Origin of the sequence: Nocardioides sp. NPDC004968 (genome assembly GCF_040608935.1) — a bacterium.
Lineage (GTDB): Bacteria > Actinomycetota > Actinomycetes > Propionibacteriales > Nocardioidaceae > Nocardioides.
The window spans coordinates 12,789-30,401 of sequence record NZ_JBEXJF010000005.1 but is presented as its reverse complement, the minus strand read 5'-3'; the positions used below and the strand labels follow the sequence as shown (position 1 = coordinate 30,401).

The following is a 17,613-nucleotide window of genomic DNA, read 5'->3' as shown; positions in this document are numbered from 1 at the left end:
GACCCGGGCAGACTTCAGACGCAGTTTCTTAGCCTACGCTCCCGTCACAGGCTCCGTCCAACTGTCGACGTCACCGCGCTGGGCCTAGGCTGTAGGGGTGGACCAAGCCATCAGCCCGGTCGTTCGACCGGAGGCGCCCATCGATCCCTTCGGCGCGATCGAAACCATCGGAACAACCGGCCCTGTGGTCAGAGCCGAGCGGCGTACCATCGGTGAAGCCGAGTCACGCCGCGCGAACGGCCCCGATTGGGATCGTTACGCCGACGAGTACCAGGCCACGCACGGACCGTTCCTCGGTGAGGCCGGGTTCGTCTGGGGCCCGGAGGGCCTGACCGAGGCCGATCTCGGCATCCTCGGCGACATCAGCGGCAAGGACGTGCTCGAGCTCGGCTCGGGCGCCTGTCAGTGCTCCCGCTGGGTGAACACCCAGGGCGGTCGCGCGATCGGTCTGGACCTGTCGGGCCGCCAGCTCCAGCACTCCCGGCGCCTCGACGAGCAGACCGGCGTGGTCGTCCCCGCCGTGCAGGCCACCGCGACCGACCTGCCCTTCGCCACCGACTCCTTCGACGTGGTCTTCTGCTCCTTCGGAGCGCTGCAGTTCGTCAGCGACATCGCCCACGCGCTCGCGGAGACGGCCCGCGTCCTGCGGCCCGGCGGACGCTTCGCGTTCTCGATCACCCACCCGACGCGGTGGATGTTCCCCGACGACCCCGGCCCCGAGGGCCTGATCGCCGCCCAGTCCTACTGGGACCGCACCCCCTACGTCGAGGTCGACGACGAGACCGGCGAGGTGTCGTACGTCGAGCACCACCGCACCCTCGGGGACTGGGTCTCGTTGCTGGCCCGTGCCGGGTTCCGGATCACCGACCTGGTCGAGCCCGAGTGGCCCGAGGACCACGAGCGGGTCTGGGGCGGCTGGTCGCGCACCCGGGGGCTGCTGACCCCCGGTACCGCGATCTTCGGTGCGGACCTGGCGAGCAGCTAGACAGCAGGGTCCAGCTCAACCGGCCATGGAAAACGTCTGCGGGCCCGGAGACTGTCCGCCGGGCCCGCAGACGTCGACGCGGGTGTGTGTTGAGCCTCAGGCGTCAACCAGGGTGCGGTCGTCCGCGGAGGCGTGGGCGCCACCGTTGGGCTTGCGACCGCGCAGGGTCAGCCAGAGGCCGATCAGCAGGAAGATCAGACCGGCGACGACGCCGCCGACGGGGATCCAGGTGCCGATCAGGTTGAGCTGGGCGATGTTGTCCTTGGCGTCCTCGGCGTTGGTGGAGACGGTCTCGTCGGAGTAGCTCATGTCGGCATCGATCAGCACGGTGCCATCACTGGTGACCATCTTCTGGGTCGCGCTCTGGTCGATGTAGGAACCGGTGGTCGGCTCGACGTAGATCGTCTGGGTCGCCTCGTAGGTGCCCCGGATGTCGTCCTCGGTGTCCTTCACCTCGTCCTCTCCCGCCGAGAGCGACGCGTCGTCCTCGGAGGCAGCGACCTCGAACTGGTAGGTCTTCACGCCCTTGACGTCGACGTCGTCGACGTAGGTGGCGATGACGGTCGTGCCGAGCGTGTCGTCCCAGTACTCATAGTCGTGGCGCTCGGTGTCGAACGGGAACTTGCCGGCCAGGCCGGTCATGCCGTCGACGGCCCGGTCCTCACCTACGTACTTGGCCTGGTCCTCGACGACCTCGGAACTCTTGCGGTCCATGGCGTAGGCGCGCTCCGTCGTGGTCACCACGCGGTCGTCGTCCTCGGCGCGGGCGCACGGAGGCGTGTCGCCCTCCTGGATCATGATGCAGCCGGCCTCGACGAAGACGACGACGTCGTCGGTCGACTCCTTCGGCGCCGCCTCGGTGGTCCGGGTGTACTTCACCGGAACTGGGGTATCCGACTTGGCCAGCGCGCCGCTGGCGGTGCCGTCCAGGACGGTCGTGGTGTTGACGTTGAGCGGCACGGTCGCCGCGGCGTCCCGGCCCCAGAAGCCCGCTACCGCGGCAGCGGCCAGCGCAAACGCGCCGACCAGCAAGAAGATGTAACCAATCACTCTTCGCATGTTTTTGCCCCTCCCAAGGCCTCAGTTCCCCCCTCGATCCGCGAACCGTAGCAGCAATACCTGGGCAGGTGTGCAACGGGTCACAAACTGCTGTGCGACACTTCCTCTTCGTGTCCTCCCCCCATCCCACAACCACTGCTGCCGGGCACACCGGCGGGCCAACCGACGCGCCCGCTGCCGACGGCCTGCTCGCGACTCCCCGCAATGTCGTGGCGACCGCGCTCGCCCTGATCGTGGCCCAGCTCGCCTTCCGCGCCTGGGCGCTGAGCGGCTCGTGGTACCGCTTCGACGACGCGAACTTCATGTCGAAGCTGATGTCCGACGGCCTCTCGGCCGACCTGCTCTTCCACGGGTTCGCCGGACATCTGATGCCGGGAGCGTTCGCGCTGACGGCCTACAACTTCGGCCTCGACCCGTACGCCTGGGCCTACCCGGCCGCCGAACTGCTGGTGCTGCAGGCGATCGCGAACCTGGGCGCGCTGGTCTTCCTCTGCTCCGCATTCGGGAAGCGGCGCGGGATCCTGCCGCCGCTGGCGCTGTTCCTGTTCAGCTCGATCAGCCTGCCGGCGTTCCTGTCCTGGGGTCCCGGGATCACCCAGCTGCCGTTCCTCGCCGCGATCTTCTGGGGGTCATGGACACACCTCAACTACCTGCGTACGCGGCGGTTCCGCTGGGCCCTGCTGACGATCCTCATCACGCTGGCCGCCATCGCCTTCGGCGAGAAGGCGATGCTGCTGTTCTGGCCCTACGCCGTGCTGGCGCTGGGCTGGTTCGCGACCGGTGACATCCTGACCCGGCTGCGGACCATCATGGGCCGCTACCTGCCCGGCGTACTCCTCTACGGGGTCGTCTCGATCGGCTCCGTGGTCGCCTATCTCACCCTGGGCGCGGGCTCGTCGAAGGCGTCGGGCAGCTCTGACGCCAACGGGTTCGCGCTGGTCGCACAGCGGTTCCTGCTGGAGTCGTGGGCGCCCGGCGTGGTCGGCGGGCCGCTGCGCTGGAAGTGGATCGAGGGCAACTCCGCCGGCTGGGCCGAGCCAGGCGCGGTGGTCTCGGTGCTCGCCGTCGGCGTGCTGGCACTGCTGACCTTCGAGCTCGCCCGCACCCGCTCGATCGCGCTGCGGGCCTGGTGGCTGGTCGGCGGCATCCTCGTCATCGACATCGCCCTGATCACCGCCATCCGGGCCGGCGGCGTCGGCGCTGACATCGCGCTCGCCTACCGCTACCTCACCGACACGATCGCGGTGACCGCGATGGCGCTCGCGCTGGCCACGCTGCCGCTGCGCGGGGCCGTGGAGACGCTCACCCCGACGCGTACGTCACCCTTCCTCGACGTCCCCCGGCGGGTCGCCGTGGCGACCGCGGTCGTAGCCGCCCTGGGGCTTTTCTCGTCCTACTCCTACGTCCAGGGCTGGCACGACGACGACAACACCCGGCGCTACATCGACACCGTCCGCGCCGACCTGGCCGAGGTCGAGGAGCCGCTGCCGATGGCCGACGGACCGGTGCCCGAGTGGATGGTCTGGGGCGCGTCGTACCCCTACAACCAGGTGAGCCGGGTGCTCCGGCCGCTGTCGGACAAGATGGCGTTCCCCCGGGCCAGCACCGACAATCTCTACCTCGTCGACAAGGACGGCCACATCCGCCCGGCCCTGGTCGAGCCCGAGCGACGCTCGGTCGGCGCCGTCGACCCGACGCCGAGCCTGGACCAGTGCAAGCTGCGCGTGCGGCAGACGCCGCTCGAGGTGGGCCTGGACGGCGGCGTCGACGGCGCCGGGTGGTGGATCCGGGTCGCCTACGTGGCTGCCGCCAAGGACGCTGGCCGGATGCGCGTGACCGCCGGCGACCACTCCTACGATGTCGAGGTCGAGCCCGGGTTCCGCAGCCTCTATCTGCGCACGGGCGAGGGACGCTTCGACACCATCGGCCTCCAGAGCCTGACTCCGGGGTCGAAGCCGTGCCTGGGTGGCATCGAGGTCGGCAGCGTGGCGCCGTTCGGCGACCCGATCTCAGGGCCTGTGGAGGACTGATGATGGACGGCCGAAGCGAAGCCCGAGGCGATATGGATCGCCGATTCCTCACGCTCGACGCGCTGCGCGCCGTCGGGGCGCTGATGGTCGTGCTGACCCACGTCGCGTTCCACACCGGCCGCTACCCGCAGGGCTGGACCGGGGCCATGCTCGCCCACTTCGACCTCGGCGTGGCGCTCTTCTTCGTGGTCTCCGGGTTCCTGCTGGCCAGGCCGTGGTTCGCGGCCAGCGCCGCCGGGGCTCCGCCGCCGAGCACCGGACGCTACCTGTGGAAGCGGGCGCTGCGGATCCTGCCGCTCTACTGGGTCGTCGTGGCCGTCTGCCTGATCGCCGCGCCCGCGAACTCCGACGTCGGCGTCGGCGGCTGGATCGCCAACCTGACCCTGACCCAGATCTACACCCAGGACACGCACGCCTACGGCCTGGCGCACATGTGGAGCCTGTGCACCGAGGTCGCCTTCTACCTCGCGCTGCCGCTGGTGGTGCGGCTGCTGACGCCGCGAGACCGCCTGGACGTACGCCGCGTGCTCGTCGTCTGCCTGCTGCTCTCGATCGGCGGCGTGGCCTTCGCGGCCGGGGCCCGGACCTGGTTCGACCAGCCGTTCGCGGCGGAATGGCTGCCGGCCTACCTGCCGTGGTTCCTGGCCGGCACCGCGCTCGCGGCCTGCTCGGTCGACCCGGGCATGCGGGCGCGGCTGGACGCTGCCGGGCGCGACCTGGCCGGCTGGTGGCTGCTGGCGCTGGGGCTCTTCGTCGCGGCCTGCACGCCGATCACCGGCCCGACCGGGCTGGTCGATGCGCCGACGCCGGCCGAGTCGGCGCTCAAGTGCGTGCTCTACGGCGCGGTCGCCGTGTGCGTCATCTTCCCGCTGGTCTTCGGGCCCGAGCTCGACGGCCCCGTACGCCGCTGGCTGGCCAGTCCGGTGCCCAGCACCCTGGGCGAGATCTCCTACGGCGTCTTCTCGATCCACATGTTCGTGCTGCTGATGGGCATGGAGCTGCTCGGGTTCGGCACCTTCAACGACCGCTTCTGGACCGTCCTGGGGATGACGCTCGCCGTCACCATTCCGATCGCGGCGCTGTCCTACATCTTCTTCGAGCGCCGGATGATGCGGCTGCGCGGCTGGCGTCCCTCCGGGCGCCGGCCGAAGCGGCGGCCCGAGCCGGAGCCTGACGCCGAGACCGTGCCCGCGTCTGCGTCAGAGCCCGGTGAGACCGAGGCGGCCGCGGCGACCAGCACGATCGCGACCAGCGAGAGCGCCTGAGCCGTCCAGGCGGGCGGGTCCCAGGGCAGGTCCCAGGCTGTCGGGAGGATCTCGACGGCCAGGGCGCCGGCGAGCAGCGCTGCCCCGGACCCGGCGGCCAGGAGGCGTACTAGAGCCGGCCGGCGGCCGGTCAGGCGTGGCAGCAGCCAGGCGACCACGGCGGCCAGGGCGCCCCACCAGCCGGCGAGCAGACCTGCCACGAGGACCAGCAGAACGCCGTCGTACCACCGCCACGGCGCGGCCACGGGGAACAGCTCCAGGCTCGGCGGGGTGCCGCGGCGGCGCCATGAGGTCACTAGCGCGAGCGCCAGGACCAGCGCCGCGCCGCCCGCACCGGCGATCAGCCCGGCACGGTAGGTGTCCTCGGGCGCGAAGCCGAAACGTACCTCTCCCCCGGCGCCGGCGGGCACGATCCAGCCCTGCTGCCAGCCGTCGACCCGCTGGGCGCGCAGGACCTCGCCGTCCAGGGTCGCGGTGGCGCCGGTGTTGATGTTCTGCGGGAGCACGAGGACCCGGTCGTACGCCTCGGCCGAGACCGTCGCCGAGACCGCGGTGTCGCGTTCGTCGCGCTCGACCTCGACCGCCTCCGGGGATTCCGCATCCGCGATCACCTCAGCGCTGAGCTCGAGGCTGTCGACGCGGAGCGCATCCACCGGGTCGGCGAGCAGGGTGTTCTCGCCGGCAGCCAGGTTGATCGGGGCCGTACCGCAGACTCTCAGCGGCACCTCGCCACCGCGCAGCAGGTCGGAGAGCGACCCGTTGACCGCCGTACGCAGCACCCGCTCGCCCACGCGGATCGGAGGACCGTCGGCGCAACCTGCCCGGAGCGTGCCGTCGCCGAGCGGACGGCCATTGACCTCCAGCTCGGAGATGCCGGCGGGCAGCTCGCTCGCGTCGGCCATGCTGGAGGGCTGGTCGTAGGCGGCGTCGGTCTCGGTGATCCGGATCCGGAGCCGGTCGGTGCGCCAGCCGCTGGGCACCGCGACGTCGCCGTCCGAGTCGACCTCGCGGGTGACCGTGCGCTTGGGGCGGCGCATGTCGGTGATCTCGACCTCGGTGGGGATGCTGACCGGGGCGGCCTTGTTGACCACGAGCCGCAGCGACCTGATCCGCTGCCGCTCGGACAACCCGAGGGTCACCGTGGCCGGGCCGGTCGACGGCGCCCGCCAGGACGTGCCGTCGTCGCCGTCGGCCATCGCGAGCGCCGACTGGGCGATGTCCCCGCTGCTCGGGGCGGTGATGTCCACGCCGGCGAGGGCTGCGGCCGCCGCGGCGTAGGCGTGGTCGCGGCGCAGCGACACGGTCCCGGTGACATCGAACGACTGTCCGCGGGTGAGGGTGATGAGCCGATCCAGGTTGTCGCCGTCGTCGCCGTTGGCGGCCAGGAACGGCTCGCAGTAGAGCACGCCGCCCTGGTCTATGCAGCCGCTGCGGTCGGTGTCGCGACCGAGCCGGATCTTGCGGATCGTGGTGTCCTCCGGCGGCTCGGGGAGCGCGACCAGGCGCTGGGCGTCGACGCCCTCGATGTCGAGCTCGCTGATCCCCCAGGGGCCGTAGGCGGTGGCTCCGCGGGCGGTGATGGTGAGGTTGCGCGCGCTGAACCCGGTGAGGTCGTACGTCGCCTCCTCCCCCGGCAGCGGGGCGTAGACCTTGCGCATCTGGGCGCCGGCGACGAGCTCGAGGCGTTCGACCCCGACGACGTTCGCAGGGATCGTGATGGTGACCTTGCCGAGGTCGGTCTCGTCCTCGAACCGCACCCGGAACCAGGCGCCCTCGGGGGTGCGGTCCCATCCGGTCTCGGTGCGCCACGCGGTGTCGGGGTCGCCGTCGAGGGCCGCCGAGGGCGCCCGGCCGCGGTCGACCGGGACCTCCTCCGGGGTCGCCGCCGAGCTGGAGGCCTCCACGGCCTCGACCCCGCGCCAGACCATGGTGCTCTGCCACCGCTCCTGGTCCTCCAGGTAGCGGTGGAAGCTCTCGGGCTGATCGGAGTCGACGCCCTCCTCGGCGGTGCGGGTAGCGGAGGAGTTGGCGCGGACCCCGGAGAAGAGGGTCGTACGCCGCCGCTGGCCGTCGGTCAGGATGACGTCGGCCCTCTCCTCGGAGCCGTCGGCGTCCGACCGGGTGTCGTCGGCGGTCAGCACCGCCGGCGCTCCGCTGGCGGGCTCACCGGGGTCGCCCATCACGGTCGTCTTCGCCGGGATCAGGGTGCCGTCGGCGGTGGCGCCGTCGACCTCGTAGATCTCGATCGGGGGGTACTCCCCGGCCAGTCCCCCGTCGACGAGGACGCGGGTGCCCTTCTCGCGGTGGTAGGTGGTGTTGCCGAACTCGGTGCCGAAGCTCGCCTCCCGGGTCAGCCCGGGCGACTGGGCGAGGGTGGCGTGCACCAGGGAGGGCGGCGGGGCACCGGTGGTGCCCCAGTGCAGGTCGTTGCGCACCAGCAGCCGGGTCACGCCGGCCTTGGCCAGCATCGGGGCGAGGTCCGCACTGGGGGTGCCGCGCTCGATCTCCTCGGTGACCCGGTCGAGCCAGACGACGTTGCCGGGCTCGGCCAGCGGCACCACGCCGCGTACGGCCCAGCGGGAGTCGGCGTAGGGCTGCAGGACCTCGTCGTGGGTGCTGCCCCACAGGTAGTCGCCGAACCGGGCGGCCGGGACCACGAGCGTCACGCCGCCGTCGTCGTTCTCGGAGAGGTAGTCGGCGGCGTCGGTCCAGAAGGCCGGGACGTTCTCGATCGACCCCGGTGGCGGCACCTGGCCGCGCACCCAGGGCACCGCCAGGCCGGCCAGCGCGGCCACCACGGCGATGACGAACACCCTCCTGAGCCACTGCGCGGCCTTCGTGGCCGTCCCGGAGGCTCGCGCCAGCTCGGCGCGGAAGAGGATGGTCTCGACGGTGAGCACGACCCCGGCGGCGAGCCCGAGACGGAGCACCGCGTCGTACTTGTGGCTGTTGCGCACCGCGGCCAGAGCGCCGTCGACGAGGTCCTGACGGGCCTCGGCGCCCCAGCCCGCCAGCGCGCCGGTGTAGCCGATCCCGACCAGGACGGCGCCGGCCAGCACGCAGCCGATCAGGAACCGGGTCTCGGGGTGGCGACGCGCGCGGCCGATCCCGGCCAGCCCGGCGAGCCCGATGGCGACGACGGCGGCCGCGTCGAGAACCAGGAAGGGCGTGGCGTGCAGGCTCTGCCCGGCCGGGTAGTAGAGCGGGTCGGCGTACGCCACCCAGTCGGAGGTGCCGAGCAGCGTCGGCAGCAGACCGGTGGTCGAGGAGGTCACCGCGGCGGTCTCGATGTAGTCGAGGAAGGGCGGGATGTAGCGGCCCTGGAGCACCAGCGGGATCGTCCACCACAGGGTGGCGAGGATGGTGAACACGCCCCACAGCGCCAGTGCGGCGAACCGCCGGGCACCGGTCCTGGTCAGCAGGAAGACCACGCCCGGGACGATCACCGCCGAGACCGCGGTCGCGTTGACCCCGCCCGCGCAGGCGACCGCGAGGGCCGCCACGGCGCACCAGCGGACCAGGTCCTTCGCCGTGGTCGTGCCGCTGGCCCGGATGACCGCGAGCAGCACCCACGGCGCGATCGCGGTCGGCCACAGCTCGGCCGAGTTGGCGCCGAGGATGGTCATCACGCGTGGCGTCAGGACGTACGCGGCGGCACCCGCGACCTGCGCCCACGGCCGCCCCAGCTGCAGCTCGCGGGCCACCGCCAGCACGCCGAGGAAGGCCAGGTTGAGCAGCAGCGCCCACCACAGCCGCTGGATCACCCAGTCCGGCAGCTGCGCCAGCTGGCCCAGACCGTAGAAGGGACCCATCGGCCACAGGTAGCCGATCGCCTGGTTCTGCACCTGACCGAAGGCGCCCTGGGCGTCCCACATGTTCAGCGCCCGGGCCAGGAAGGTCCACGGGTCGGCGCTGAGGTCGAACTTGGTGTCCGCGACGATCCGGCCCGGGGCCTGGGTGAACGTGATCGCGGTCAGGATCGCGACGTACGCGATGAGCCTGAGTTTTGAAGTGGCGCTCGGCGGGTCCGGGGTCACGTCTTGCGCAGCACGAGCAGGAGGTTCCATGAGAGCACCTCCCTCACCACCGGGACCCGCATCAGCCACGCCGCCCACGCCGGGTGGTAGCGCGGAACCGCAGCCAGGATCTCGGCGTTGCCCGCCCGGCGCTGGGCGCGCGCCCAGCGCAGCCCGGCGGAGGCGGTCGCTGCGTACATCGACTCGCCGAACTTGTTCTTGGGCTCGTGCCCGTGCTTGCGCAGGTAGCGGCGGCGCGCGTACCGGCCGCCGAGCAGGTGCCACGGGCTGGTCTCGTGGCCGCCCCAGGGACCCCACCACAGCGTGTAGGAGCAGAAGACGACGCCGCCGGGCCTGGTGACCCGGAGCATCTCGTCGAGCATCGCCGTCGGCGTCGGGACGTGCTCGAGCACGTTGGAGGAGTAGCAGGCGTCGACCGAGCCGGTGCGGACCGGCAGCCGCATCCCGTCGCCCAGCATGCTGCCCTCGGCGACGATCCCGGCACCCTGCATCTCACCGGCGTCGGCGTCGAGCGCGAGGTAGGTCGCGCCGGCCCTCATGAACGCGTCGCGGAAGTAGCCCGGGCCACCGCCGACGTCGAGCAGGACCGTGCCCTGAAGTGTCTCTCCGTCGGTGTAGTGCGCGAGCTGGCCGACCGAGTCTGCCGCCAGCGCGGTGTAGAAGCGCGCGGGATCGGTCTGCTCCACACGGAAGTCGCTGAAGAGGCGTACGGAGCGCCGCAGCGTCGCCCGCCAGCCGCTGCCGACCGGGGCGTCGATCTGGTCCCCGCTCCGGGGGTCGAGGAGGTTCGGCACGGCGGGAACCCTAACCGAATTACCCCAACGGGTGTGCATTTGGTCACGAAGTGTCCTACTCTCCGGTAACTGCGTGACCCCTGGGGAGGGAGCGCTCAGTGCGGGGAAACTGCGAGTCAGGGGAGAACTGAGTTTTGCGCGCCAACGAGGGAGCGCAGCTGGAGGGTCGCCATGTGGCGGTCTTCAGCTGGCGCGATACAGACAACCCTGAAGCCGGTGGAGCCGAGCACTATCTCCACCAGATCACCGCCGGACTGGTCGGCGCGGGAGCACGGGTCACCGTGTTCACCGCCGCCTATCCAGGGGCGCGTGCCCGGGAGGAGCGCGACGGCATCCGCTACGTACGCCGCGGCGGCAAGCTCAGCATCTACCTGTGGGGCGTGCTGCTGCTGGCGCTCGGCCGGCTGGGCCCGATCGGCCGCGTCGACGCGGTCATCGACGTGCAGAACGGGCTCCCGTTCTTCTGCCCGCTCGGCACCAGGGCGCCGGTCACGGTGCTCGTCCACCACGTCCACCGCGAGCAGTGGCCGGTGGTCTACCCCGGGCTGTCCGGGCGGATCGGCTGGTGGGTCGAGTCGTGGCTCGCACCGCGGCTCTACCGTCACAAGCAGTACGTCGCGGTCTCCCGCGCCACCCGGGCAGAACTGGCCACGCTCGGCGTCGACCCCGCCCGGGTCGCGGTCGTGCACAACGGCGCCGCCCCGGCGCTGAGCGACCGGCCGGCGAAGACCGAGCATCCCTCCATCTGTGTCGTCGGGCGGCTGGTGCCGCACAAGCGGGTCGAGCTCGCCGTCGACGCGGCGGTGGCGCTGCGGGCGTCCTACCCGGACCTGAGGCTGAGCATCGTGGGCGGCGGCTGGTGGGCCGACGAGCTGGCTGCGTACGTCTCCCGGGTGGGGGCCGGCGACTTCGTCGAGATGCTGGGGCATGTCGACGAGGAGACCAAGGAGTCGGTCTACGAGCGGTCCTGGCTGATGGCGCTGCCGTCGCTGAAGGAGGGCTGGGGGCTGGTCGTCACCGAGGCCGCCCAGCACGGCACCCCGACCGTCGCCTTCCGCGACGCGGGCGGGACGACCGAGTCGATCGACGACGGCGAGTCCGGGGTGCTGGTCGACGACCAGGCCGGCTTCGTGGCCGCGCTCGACCACCTGCTCGGCGACGAGATCCGCCGCAAGGAGCTGGCCGAGGGTGCCCGGTGGCACGCGCGCAAGCACACCTGGGAGCAGAGCCAGCTCAACTTCAACGCCGTCCTCGCCTCCGCGCTCCAGGGGCACGTGGTCAGCGCGGACTGACTGCTCGTAGAGATTGAGAAGAGGCCCGGCGGATCACCGCCGGGCCTCTTTCGCTTTGTCGAGCTCAGTCGTTGGTGCCGTACTGAACCGTCGACTCAGAGACGCTCGGAGGATTCTCGACGGTGTTGTCCGTGCTGCTGGTGACGACTCCGACGATGGTCGCTGCGGCGACTCCGCCGCCGACAAGAATGCTGGCGACGATGGCAATGATGTTGCCCATGGATATGTGACCTCCCTCTCCTAGCGGCGAACTTTAGCAGCCGGCCGGCGAACAATACTGATCAGTAGCAGAACTGTTGATGTTGTGGCTCCGAGCCAGGCCAGGCCGTACGCCACCCACGCGACGATCACCGCCGTCAGCGTCACCGGGCCCATGGCGTACGCGGCCGGCTGGGTCGCCTCCCCCGGCAGGCGCTGCAGGACCAGGTCGCCGCTGTCGTGGACCGTCTCGCCCGCTATCTGCGGCGCCTCGCCCGCGGTGCGGTCGGTGATGACGTACCCGATCCCGAGGCGGCTCAGCTCGGCCGCCCGCGCTTCGGGGTCCGGTGCGGCGAGGGCCTCTGGGGCGGCGGTTGCGCGCGGGTCCTCCCCCTCGATCTCGGTCCGGCCGATGACGAGTTCGCCGTTGGTCACGCTCGCCCTGGGCAGCATCCTCGGCAGCGGATCGAGGACGGGACGGTGTTCGTTCCACGCCGGCGCTCGGTAGGCGGACCAGGGCAGGACGAGTACGTCACCCGGTGCCGTCTCCTCGGCGAGCGTCGCGCTCGCCTGCTGCCAGGACGTCGGGTAGTCGGCCGTGCCGATGCCGCCGGCGAGACCCCAGGCGGCGTCGGGCAGGACGGCGACCGGGGCGAGGACCAGGGCGACGGCGGCGGCCCATCGTGGTGCGGTCCCGCGAAGCCGGTCGCGCAGCGCGTCGACCCCGGCCGCGACGGTCAGGACGAGCAGCGGCAGGCACAGCGGAAGCAGACGGCTGCTGTCCCGCATCAGCGCGAGACCGGGGATGTCCTGAGCGAGGTCGTCGAGGGCCTCGGGCGCCGCCCAGCCGGCGACAGCGATCGCCATCCCGGCCACCCACAGCCCCAGGATCGCGATCCGTTGGCTGTCGGAGACCCACCACCGCCGGAGTCCGGCACCGATCAGCGCCACCAGGAGCGCCAGGGCCACCCAGACCGGCCAGCTCTCGCGGCTCGCGGGGACGACCGAGGTGTTCCAGATCCCGCCGAGGGTCAGGGCTGCCAGTGGGGCGGGCAGGGCGTCGCCGCGCAGCGCGAAGACCTCGAACCCGGTCGCCGACGCCGCCTCCCCCGCGTGGGCCAGGCCGGCGACCACCCAGGGCGCGTTGACCGCGGCCACCATCGCGAGCAGCATCACCGGTCGCCGGCTGCGGCGCAGACCGGTCGCGAGCAGCACGGCGGCCGACACGATCCCCGCGCTGGCGCTCAGGCTCCCGACGAGCAGGACCGGGAGCAGCCACACCGGGCCGCGCTCGGCCGGGCCGGGTTCAGTCGCGGCCCAACGGCGGCCGGCCAGCACCAGCCAGGGCACCGCGGCATAGGCCAGCAGCATCGGCCAGTGGCCCATCCACAGCCGCTCGGCGACGTACGCGCTCCATACGGTCAGGCTCACCACCGCCAGCCGCGCGGCGAGCGAGCGCTCCCGCACCAGCTCGGCGGCACCCGCCCCGGCGAGGACCAGCGCTCCCACCAGCACGAGCTTCTGCAGCGCGAGGCCCGGCACGACCTCGTCCAGCACCGCGATCACGGCGTCGGAGGGCACCGCCCGCGGCAGCCCGGACCCCAGGCCGAGCACATCCCGGGTCAGCGCGAGATCCGGCACCCACACCATGTCGTAGCTGAGCACGAACCCCGCCCCCAGCGCCGGCCCCAGCATCAGCACCGCCAGCACACCCGCCCACACGGTCGGGGCCGCCCGTTCGATCACGCGGCAACCCTAAGCCCTCCCCAGGCCCCGCCCCGCCGAGAAGTCACCCCGGCCGGGCGAGACGTCAGTTACGCCGGACGAGACGTCAGTTGTGACGATCGAGTTCCGGTCCTGGGCGGATGCCGGTGCCGGCATGTGACCCGCCGCACCCTAGGCTTTCCAAGTGCCCACGATGACCGCCAGCCCGACCAGCGCCCGCCGGCGCAGGCTGTCCGCGCTCATCCGCAGCAGCGGCTTCCTCGCCGTCTGCATCATGGTCACCAACATCGCGACGTACGGCTTTCAGATCATCGCCGCCCGGATCCTCGGCCCCGGACAGTACGGCGGCGTCGCGTCGATGATGTCGCTGCTCCTCGTGGTCGGCGTCGTCCAGCTCGGCATGCAGGCGACGGCGTCGCGACGGGTGACCGAGACGCCCGGCCAGGAGCGCGTCATCGAGCAAACGGTGCTGCGGGCGACCTACCGTGCGGCCATCGTCGTCGGGATCGTCATGCTCGCCGCCTCGCCGCTGGTGTCGCGGGTGCTGCGGCTCGACTCCATCTATCCCGCTCTGCTGGTCGCGGTGTGTGCCGTACCGCTGACCATCATGGGTGGTCAGGCCGGGGTGCTGCAGGGTGAGCGCCGTTGGCTCGCCCTGGCGATGGTCTACCTGGCTCTCGGTATCCCCCGCGTCATCGTCACCACCGCCGCGATGTGGATCCGCCCCACCGAGGGCGCCGCCATGGCCGGCGTCGCGCTGGCCCAGTTCGCGCCGGCGGTCGTCGGATGGTGGGTGCTACGACGTCGCGCCGACACCGAGGCGAGGCCCGGGCCGGTGAAGCCCGTCGTCGTCGAGATGCTCCATGGCTCGTTCGCGCTGCTGGGCTTCTTCGCGCTCTCCAACGTCGACATCCTGATCGCGCGCAACGTGCTCACCGACCACGTCTCCGGCCTGTACGCCGGTGGCCTGATCCTCACCAAGGCGGTGCTGTTCCTACCGCAGTTCGTGGTGATCATCGCCTTCCCGTCGATGTCGGCCGAGGCCAGCCGCCGCTCCGCGCTGGTCAAGTCGCTCGCGCTCGTCGGCGGTCTCGGCGCGTGCGCGATCGCCGGCTCGTGGCTGCTGTCGTGGCTCGCGATGATCTTCATCGGCGGCCCCGACTACGCCGAGATCGAGGGCCTGCTCTGGGTCTTCGCGATCCTCGGCATGGTGCTGTCCGTACTCCAGCTGCTCGTCTACTCGGTCCTGGCCCGGCGCAGCCGGCTCTCGGCGTACCTTCTCTGGATGGCCGTCGCCGCCGCCCTCGCTCTCGGCGCGATGCAGACCACCGTCGAAGGCCTCGTCTGGACCGTACTCATCGTCGACGCCGCCCTCGCCGCCGTCCTCCTGACGGTCACCTTCTGGCGCCTCAGCCAGACCCCACACCGCGCCTGATCCACCGAGGCGTCACCCCCGCACACCGAGACGTACGGGACGCCTCGGCGCTCAGTGGGCGGCTTCGTGCCAGGACAGGCCGGTGCCGACGGAGACGTCGAGGGGGACGTTGAGGTCGGCGGCGGAGCCCATCTGCTCGCGTACGAGTGCCTCCAACGCCTCCCGCTCCCCCGAGGCGACCTCGAAGACGAGCTCGTCGTGGACCTGGAGGAGCATCCGGGAGGAGAGGCCGGCCTCGTCGAGGGCGGCCTGGACCCGCAGCATGGCGACCTTGATCAGGTCGGCGGCCGAGCCCTGGATGGGGGCGTTGAGCGCCATCCGCTCGGCGGTCTCGCGCCGCTGGCGGTTGTCCGAGAGCAGGTCGGGCAGGTAGCGGCGGCGGCCCATGATGGTCTCGGTGTAACCGGTGCGCCGTGCCTCCTCGACCAGGCTGCGCAGGTAGTCGCGGATGCCGCCGAAGGTCTCGAAGTATTCCTCCATCAGCCCACGCGCCTCGCTCGGCTCGATCCCGAGCTGCTGGGAGAGGCCGAAGGCGGACAGGCCGTAGGCGAGGCCGTAGTTCATCGCCTTGATCTTGGCCCGCTGCTCGACCGAGACCGCGTCGGGGTCGACGCCGAAGACCCGAGCGGCGGTGATCGAGTGGAAGTCGCGTCCGGAGCGGAACGCCTCGATGAGCAGCTCGTCCTCGGACAGATGCGCCATGATCCGCATCTCGATCTGGCTGTAGTCGGCGGTCATCAGCGACTCGAAGCCGTCGCCGACCACGAAGCCCTTGCGGATCCCGCGACCCTCCTCGGTGCGTACCGGGATGTTCTGCAGGTTGGGCTCGGTCGAGGAGAGCCGCCCGGTGGCCGCGATGGTCTGGTTGAAGGTGGTGTGGATCCGGCCGTCGTCCTGCACGGTCTTCAGCAGGCCCTCGATGGTGACCCGCAGCCGAGTGACGTCGCGGTGACGCAGCAGGGCGAGGAGGAACGGGTGCTCGGTCTTCACGTAGAGCTGCTGCAGCGCGTCGGCGTCGGTGGTCCAGCCGGTCTTGGTGCGCTTCGTCTTCGGCATGTCGAGCTCGTCGAAGAGCACCACCTGCAGCTGCTTGGGCGAGCCGAGGTTGATCTCCTTCCCGATCACGCCGTAGGCGTCGTCGGCCGCCTGCTTCATCTGGCCGGCGAAGTGTCGCTCCAGGGCGTCGAGGTGCTCGGTGTCGACCGCGATGCCGGTCTTCTCCATCCGCGCCAGCAGATGCAGCAGCGGAAGCTCCACCTCGGAGAGCAGGCGGTGTCCGCCGGCGGCCTCGACCGCCGAGTCGAGCTCGACGGCGAGGTCGAGCACGGCCCGGGCATAGAGCATCGAGGTCCTGGCCACGCCGTCGCCACCGACCTCGTCGTCGCCGAAGAGCGACTCCTGGCCACCGTCGTCCTCCTGCTTGAGCTCACGCTTAAGGTAACGCAGCGTCAGGTCGGCGAGGTCGTAGGAGCGCTGGTCGGGCGCCACGATGTAGGCCGACAGCGCCGTGTCGGTCACCAGCCCGCCCAGGGACCAGCCGTGGGCGTCGATCGCCAGCTCGGGCCCCTTGGCGTCGTGCATGATCTTCGGCTTCGACGCGTCCGCGAGCCAGCCCGCCAGCGCGGCTTCGTCCTCGGGGGTGAGCTCCTCCACCCCGACGTACGCAGCCCGCTCCTGCGTCGCGAAGCCGAACCCGTCCACGCGGCCGGTGCCGGAACCCCAGGTCCCGCGCACATGCACCCCGACGGGCGTGGCCCCGAGCTCCTCGAGGAACGTAGCGACGGCACCGGGCGCCAGCATCTCGCCCTCAAGTGCGAACCCGCTCTCGTCGACCGGGACGTCGTCCTCGGGAGCGAGGACGTCGGTGATCCGGGTGCGGATCTCGCCGCGGAACTCGAGCTCGTCGAGGAGCTCCAGCGCGGCTGCCCGGTCCCACTCGACCCGCCCGAAGTCTGCCGGGCCGACCTCCAGGGTCAGGTCTCGGACCAGGGCGTTGAGCCGCCGGTTGCGCATCACGTCGCCGAGGTGGGCGCGAAGGTTGTCGCCTGCCTTGCCCTTGATCTGGTCGGCGTGGGTGATCACGTTGTCGAGGCCGTCGTAGGTGTTGATCCACTTCGCGGCGGTCTTCGGGCCGACGCCCGGGATGCCGGGCAGGTTGTCGGAGTCCTCCCCCACCAGCGCGGCGATCTCGGGATAGCGGTGCGGCGGGACCCCGTACTTCGCCTCGACGGCCTCCGGCGTCATCCGCGCCAGGTCGGAGACACCACGCATCGGATAGAGAACGGTCGAGGACTCGGTGACCAGCTGCAGCGAGTCGCGGTCGCCGGTCAGGATCAGCACCTCCATCCCGGCCTCGAGCCCCTGGGTCACCAGGGTCGCGATGATGTCGTCGGCCTCATAGCCAGCCAGCGAAAGGTGGCGGATGTGGAGTACGTCGAGCAGTCGCTGGATCAGCGGCAGCTGGGACTTGAACTCGTCGGGGGTCTTGTTGCGCTTGGCCTTGTATTCGGAGTATTCCTCCAGCCGGAACGTCTGGCGCGACAGGTCGAAGGCGACCGCGACATGGGTCGGGGTCTCGTCGCGCAGCACGTTGACCAGCATCGAGGTGAAGCCGTAGACGGCATTGGTGTTCTGCCCCGTGACGGTCGAGAAGTTCTCCACCGGGAGGGCGAAGAAGGCCCGGTAGGCCAGCGAGTGCCCATCGAGAAGGAGCAGTCGGTCACGCGTCACGTCAGCCACGGTCCGACTCTATCCACGACCACCGACAACGGCGCGACCGCGGGTCGAGACCCG

The 17,613-nt window shown here is 71.2% G+C and carries 10 protein-coding genes and 1 pseudogene; 5 read left to right on the top strand and 6 right to left on the bottom strand.

All coding sequences use genetic code 11. The features are described 5' to 3' along the window. The first annotated feature begins 97 nt into the window (after nt 1–97). A complete protein-coding gene (locus ABZU72_RS07985; protein ID WP_355018321.1) occupies nt 98–985 on the top strand; it encodes a class I SAM-dependent methyltransferase in 888 nt (295 codons plus the stop codon). A 96-nt stretch (nt 986–1,081) separates the two neighbouring features. Here ABZU72_RS07985 and ABZU72_RS07980 read toward each other — a convergent pair whose 3' ends face one another. Then, nucleotides 1,082–2,044 carry a DUF3068 domain-containing protein gene (locus ABZU72_RS07980; protein WP_355018320.1) on the bottom strand — a complete coding sequence of 321 codons (963 nt, stop codon included), beginning with the start codon at nt 2,042–2,044 and terminating at the stop codon, nt 1,082–1,084. Between the two features lie 110 nt (nt 2,045–2,154). Between ABZU72_RS07980 and ABZU72_RS07975 the strand changes: the two genes are divergently transcribed. Both ABZU72_RS07975 and ABZU72_RS07970 read left to right on the top strand, forming a co-directional pair. Continuing rightward, nucleotides 2,155–4,074, top strand: coding sequence for a hypothetical protein (locus ABZU72_RS07975; protein WP_355018319.1), 1,920 nt, complete (start codon nt 2,155–2,157; stop codon nt 4,072–4,074). Beyond that, nucleotides 4,074–5,141: pseudogene (locus tag ABZU72_RS07970) on the top strand (acyltransferase); the annotation flags it as partial. The gene ABZU72_RS07975 and the pseudogene ABZU72_RS07970, both read left to right, overlap by 1 nt. Nucleotides 5,142–5,158: 17 nt before the next feature. Here ABZU72_RS07970 and ABZU72_RS07965 read toward each other — a convergent pair. Both ABZU72_RS07965 and ABZU72_RS07960 read right to left on the bottom strand, forming a co-directional pair. Next, nucleotides 5,159–9,406 (bottom strand): alpha-(1->3)-arabinofuranosyltransferase family protein, encoded by a 4,248-nt coding sequence (locus ABZU72_RS07965; protein WP_355018318.1) that lies wholly within the window; start codon nt 9,404–9,406, stop codon nt 5,159–5,161. Continuing rightward, nucleotides 9,373–10,170, bottom strand: a complete 798-nt coding sequence (locus ABZU72_RS07960) for a class I SAM-dependent methyltransferase (protein ID WP_355018317.1) — start codon at nt 10,168–10,170, stop codon at nt 9,373–9,375. The genes ABZU72_RS07965 and ABZU72_RS07960 overlap by 34 nt, the downstream gene beginning before the upstream one ends. Nucleotides 10,171–10,304: 134 nt before the next feature. Between ABZU72_RS07960 and ABZU72_RS07955 the strand changes: the two genes are divergently transcribed. Continuing rightward, nucleotides 10,305–11,462: a glycosyltransferase family 4 protein gene (locus ABZU72_RS07955; RefSeq protein ID WP_355018316.1), complete on the top strand. Its 1,158-nt coding sequence runs from the start codon at nt 10,305–10,307 to the stop codon at nt 11,460–11,462. Nucleotides 11,463–11,526: 64 nt separating this feature from the next. On the opposite strand, the gene ABZU72_RS07950 is transcribed toward ABZU72_RS07955, so the two are convergent. Further along, nucleotides 11,527–11,682, bottom strand: a complete 156-nt coding sequence (locus tag ABZU72_RS07950) for a hypothetical protein (protein ID WP_160024268.1) — start codon at nt 11,680–11,682, stop codon at nt 11,527–11,529. A 20-nt stretch (nt 11,683–11,702) separates the two neighbouring features. Then, nucleotides 11,703–13,406 (bottom strand): hypothetical protein, encoded by a 1,704-nt coding sequence (locus ABZU72_RS07945; protein ID WP_355018315.1) that lies wholly within the window; start codon nt 13,404–13,406, stop codon nt 11,703–11,705. A gap of 172 nt (nt 13,407–13,578) precedes the next feature. On the opposite strand from ABZU72_RS07945, the gene ABZU72_RS07940 reads away from it, so the two are divergent. Next, complete coding sequence (locus tag ABZU72_RS07940) at nt 13,579–14,820, top strand: oligosaccharide flippase family protein (RefSeq protein WP_355018475.1); 1,242 nt, start codon at nt 13,579–13,581, stop codon at nt 14,818–14,820. Between the two features lie 51 nt (nt 14,821–14,871). Here the strand turns inward: ABZU72_RS07940 and polA are convergent, their stop codons facing one another. Beyond that, complete coding sequence (polA, locus tag ABZU72_RS07935; protein ID WP_355018314.1) at nt 14,872–17,559, bottom strand: DNA polymerase I; 2,688 nt, start codon at nt 17,557–17,559, stop codon at nt 14,872–14,874. Nucleotides 17,560–17,613 lie beyond the last annotated feature (54 nt).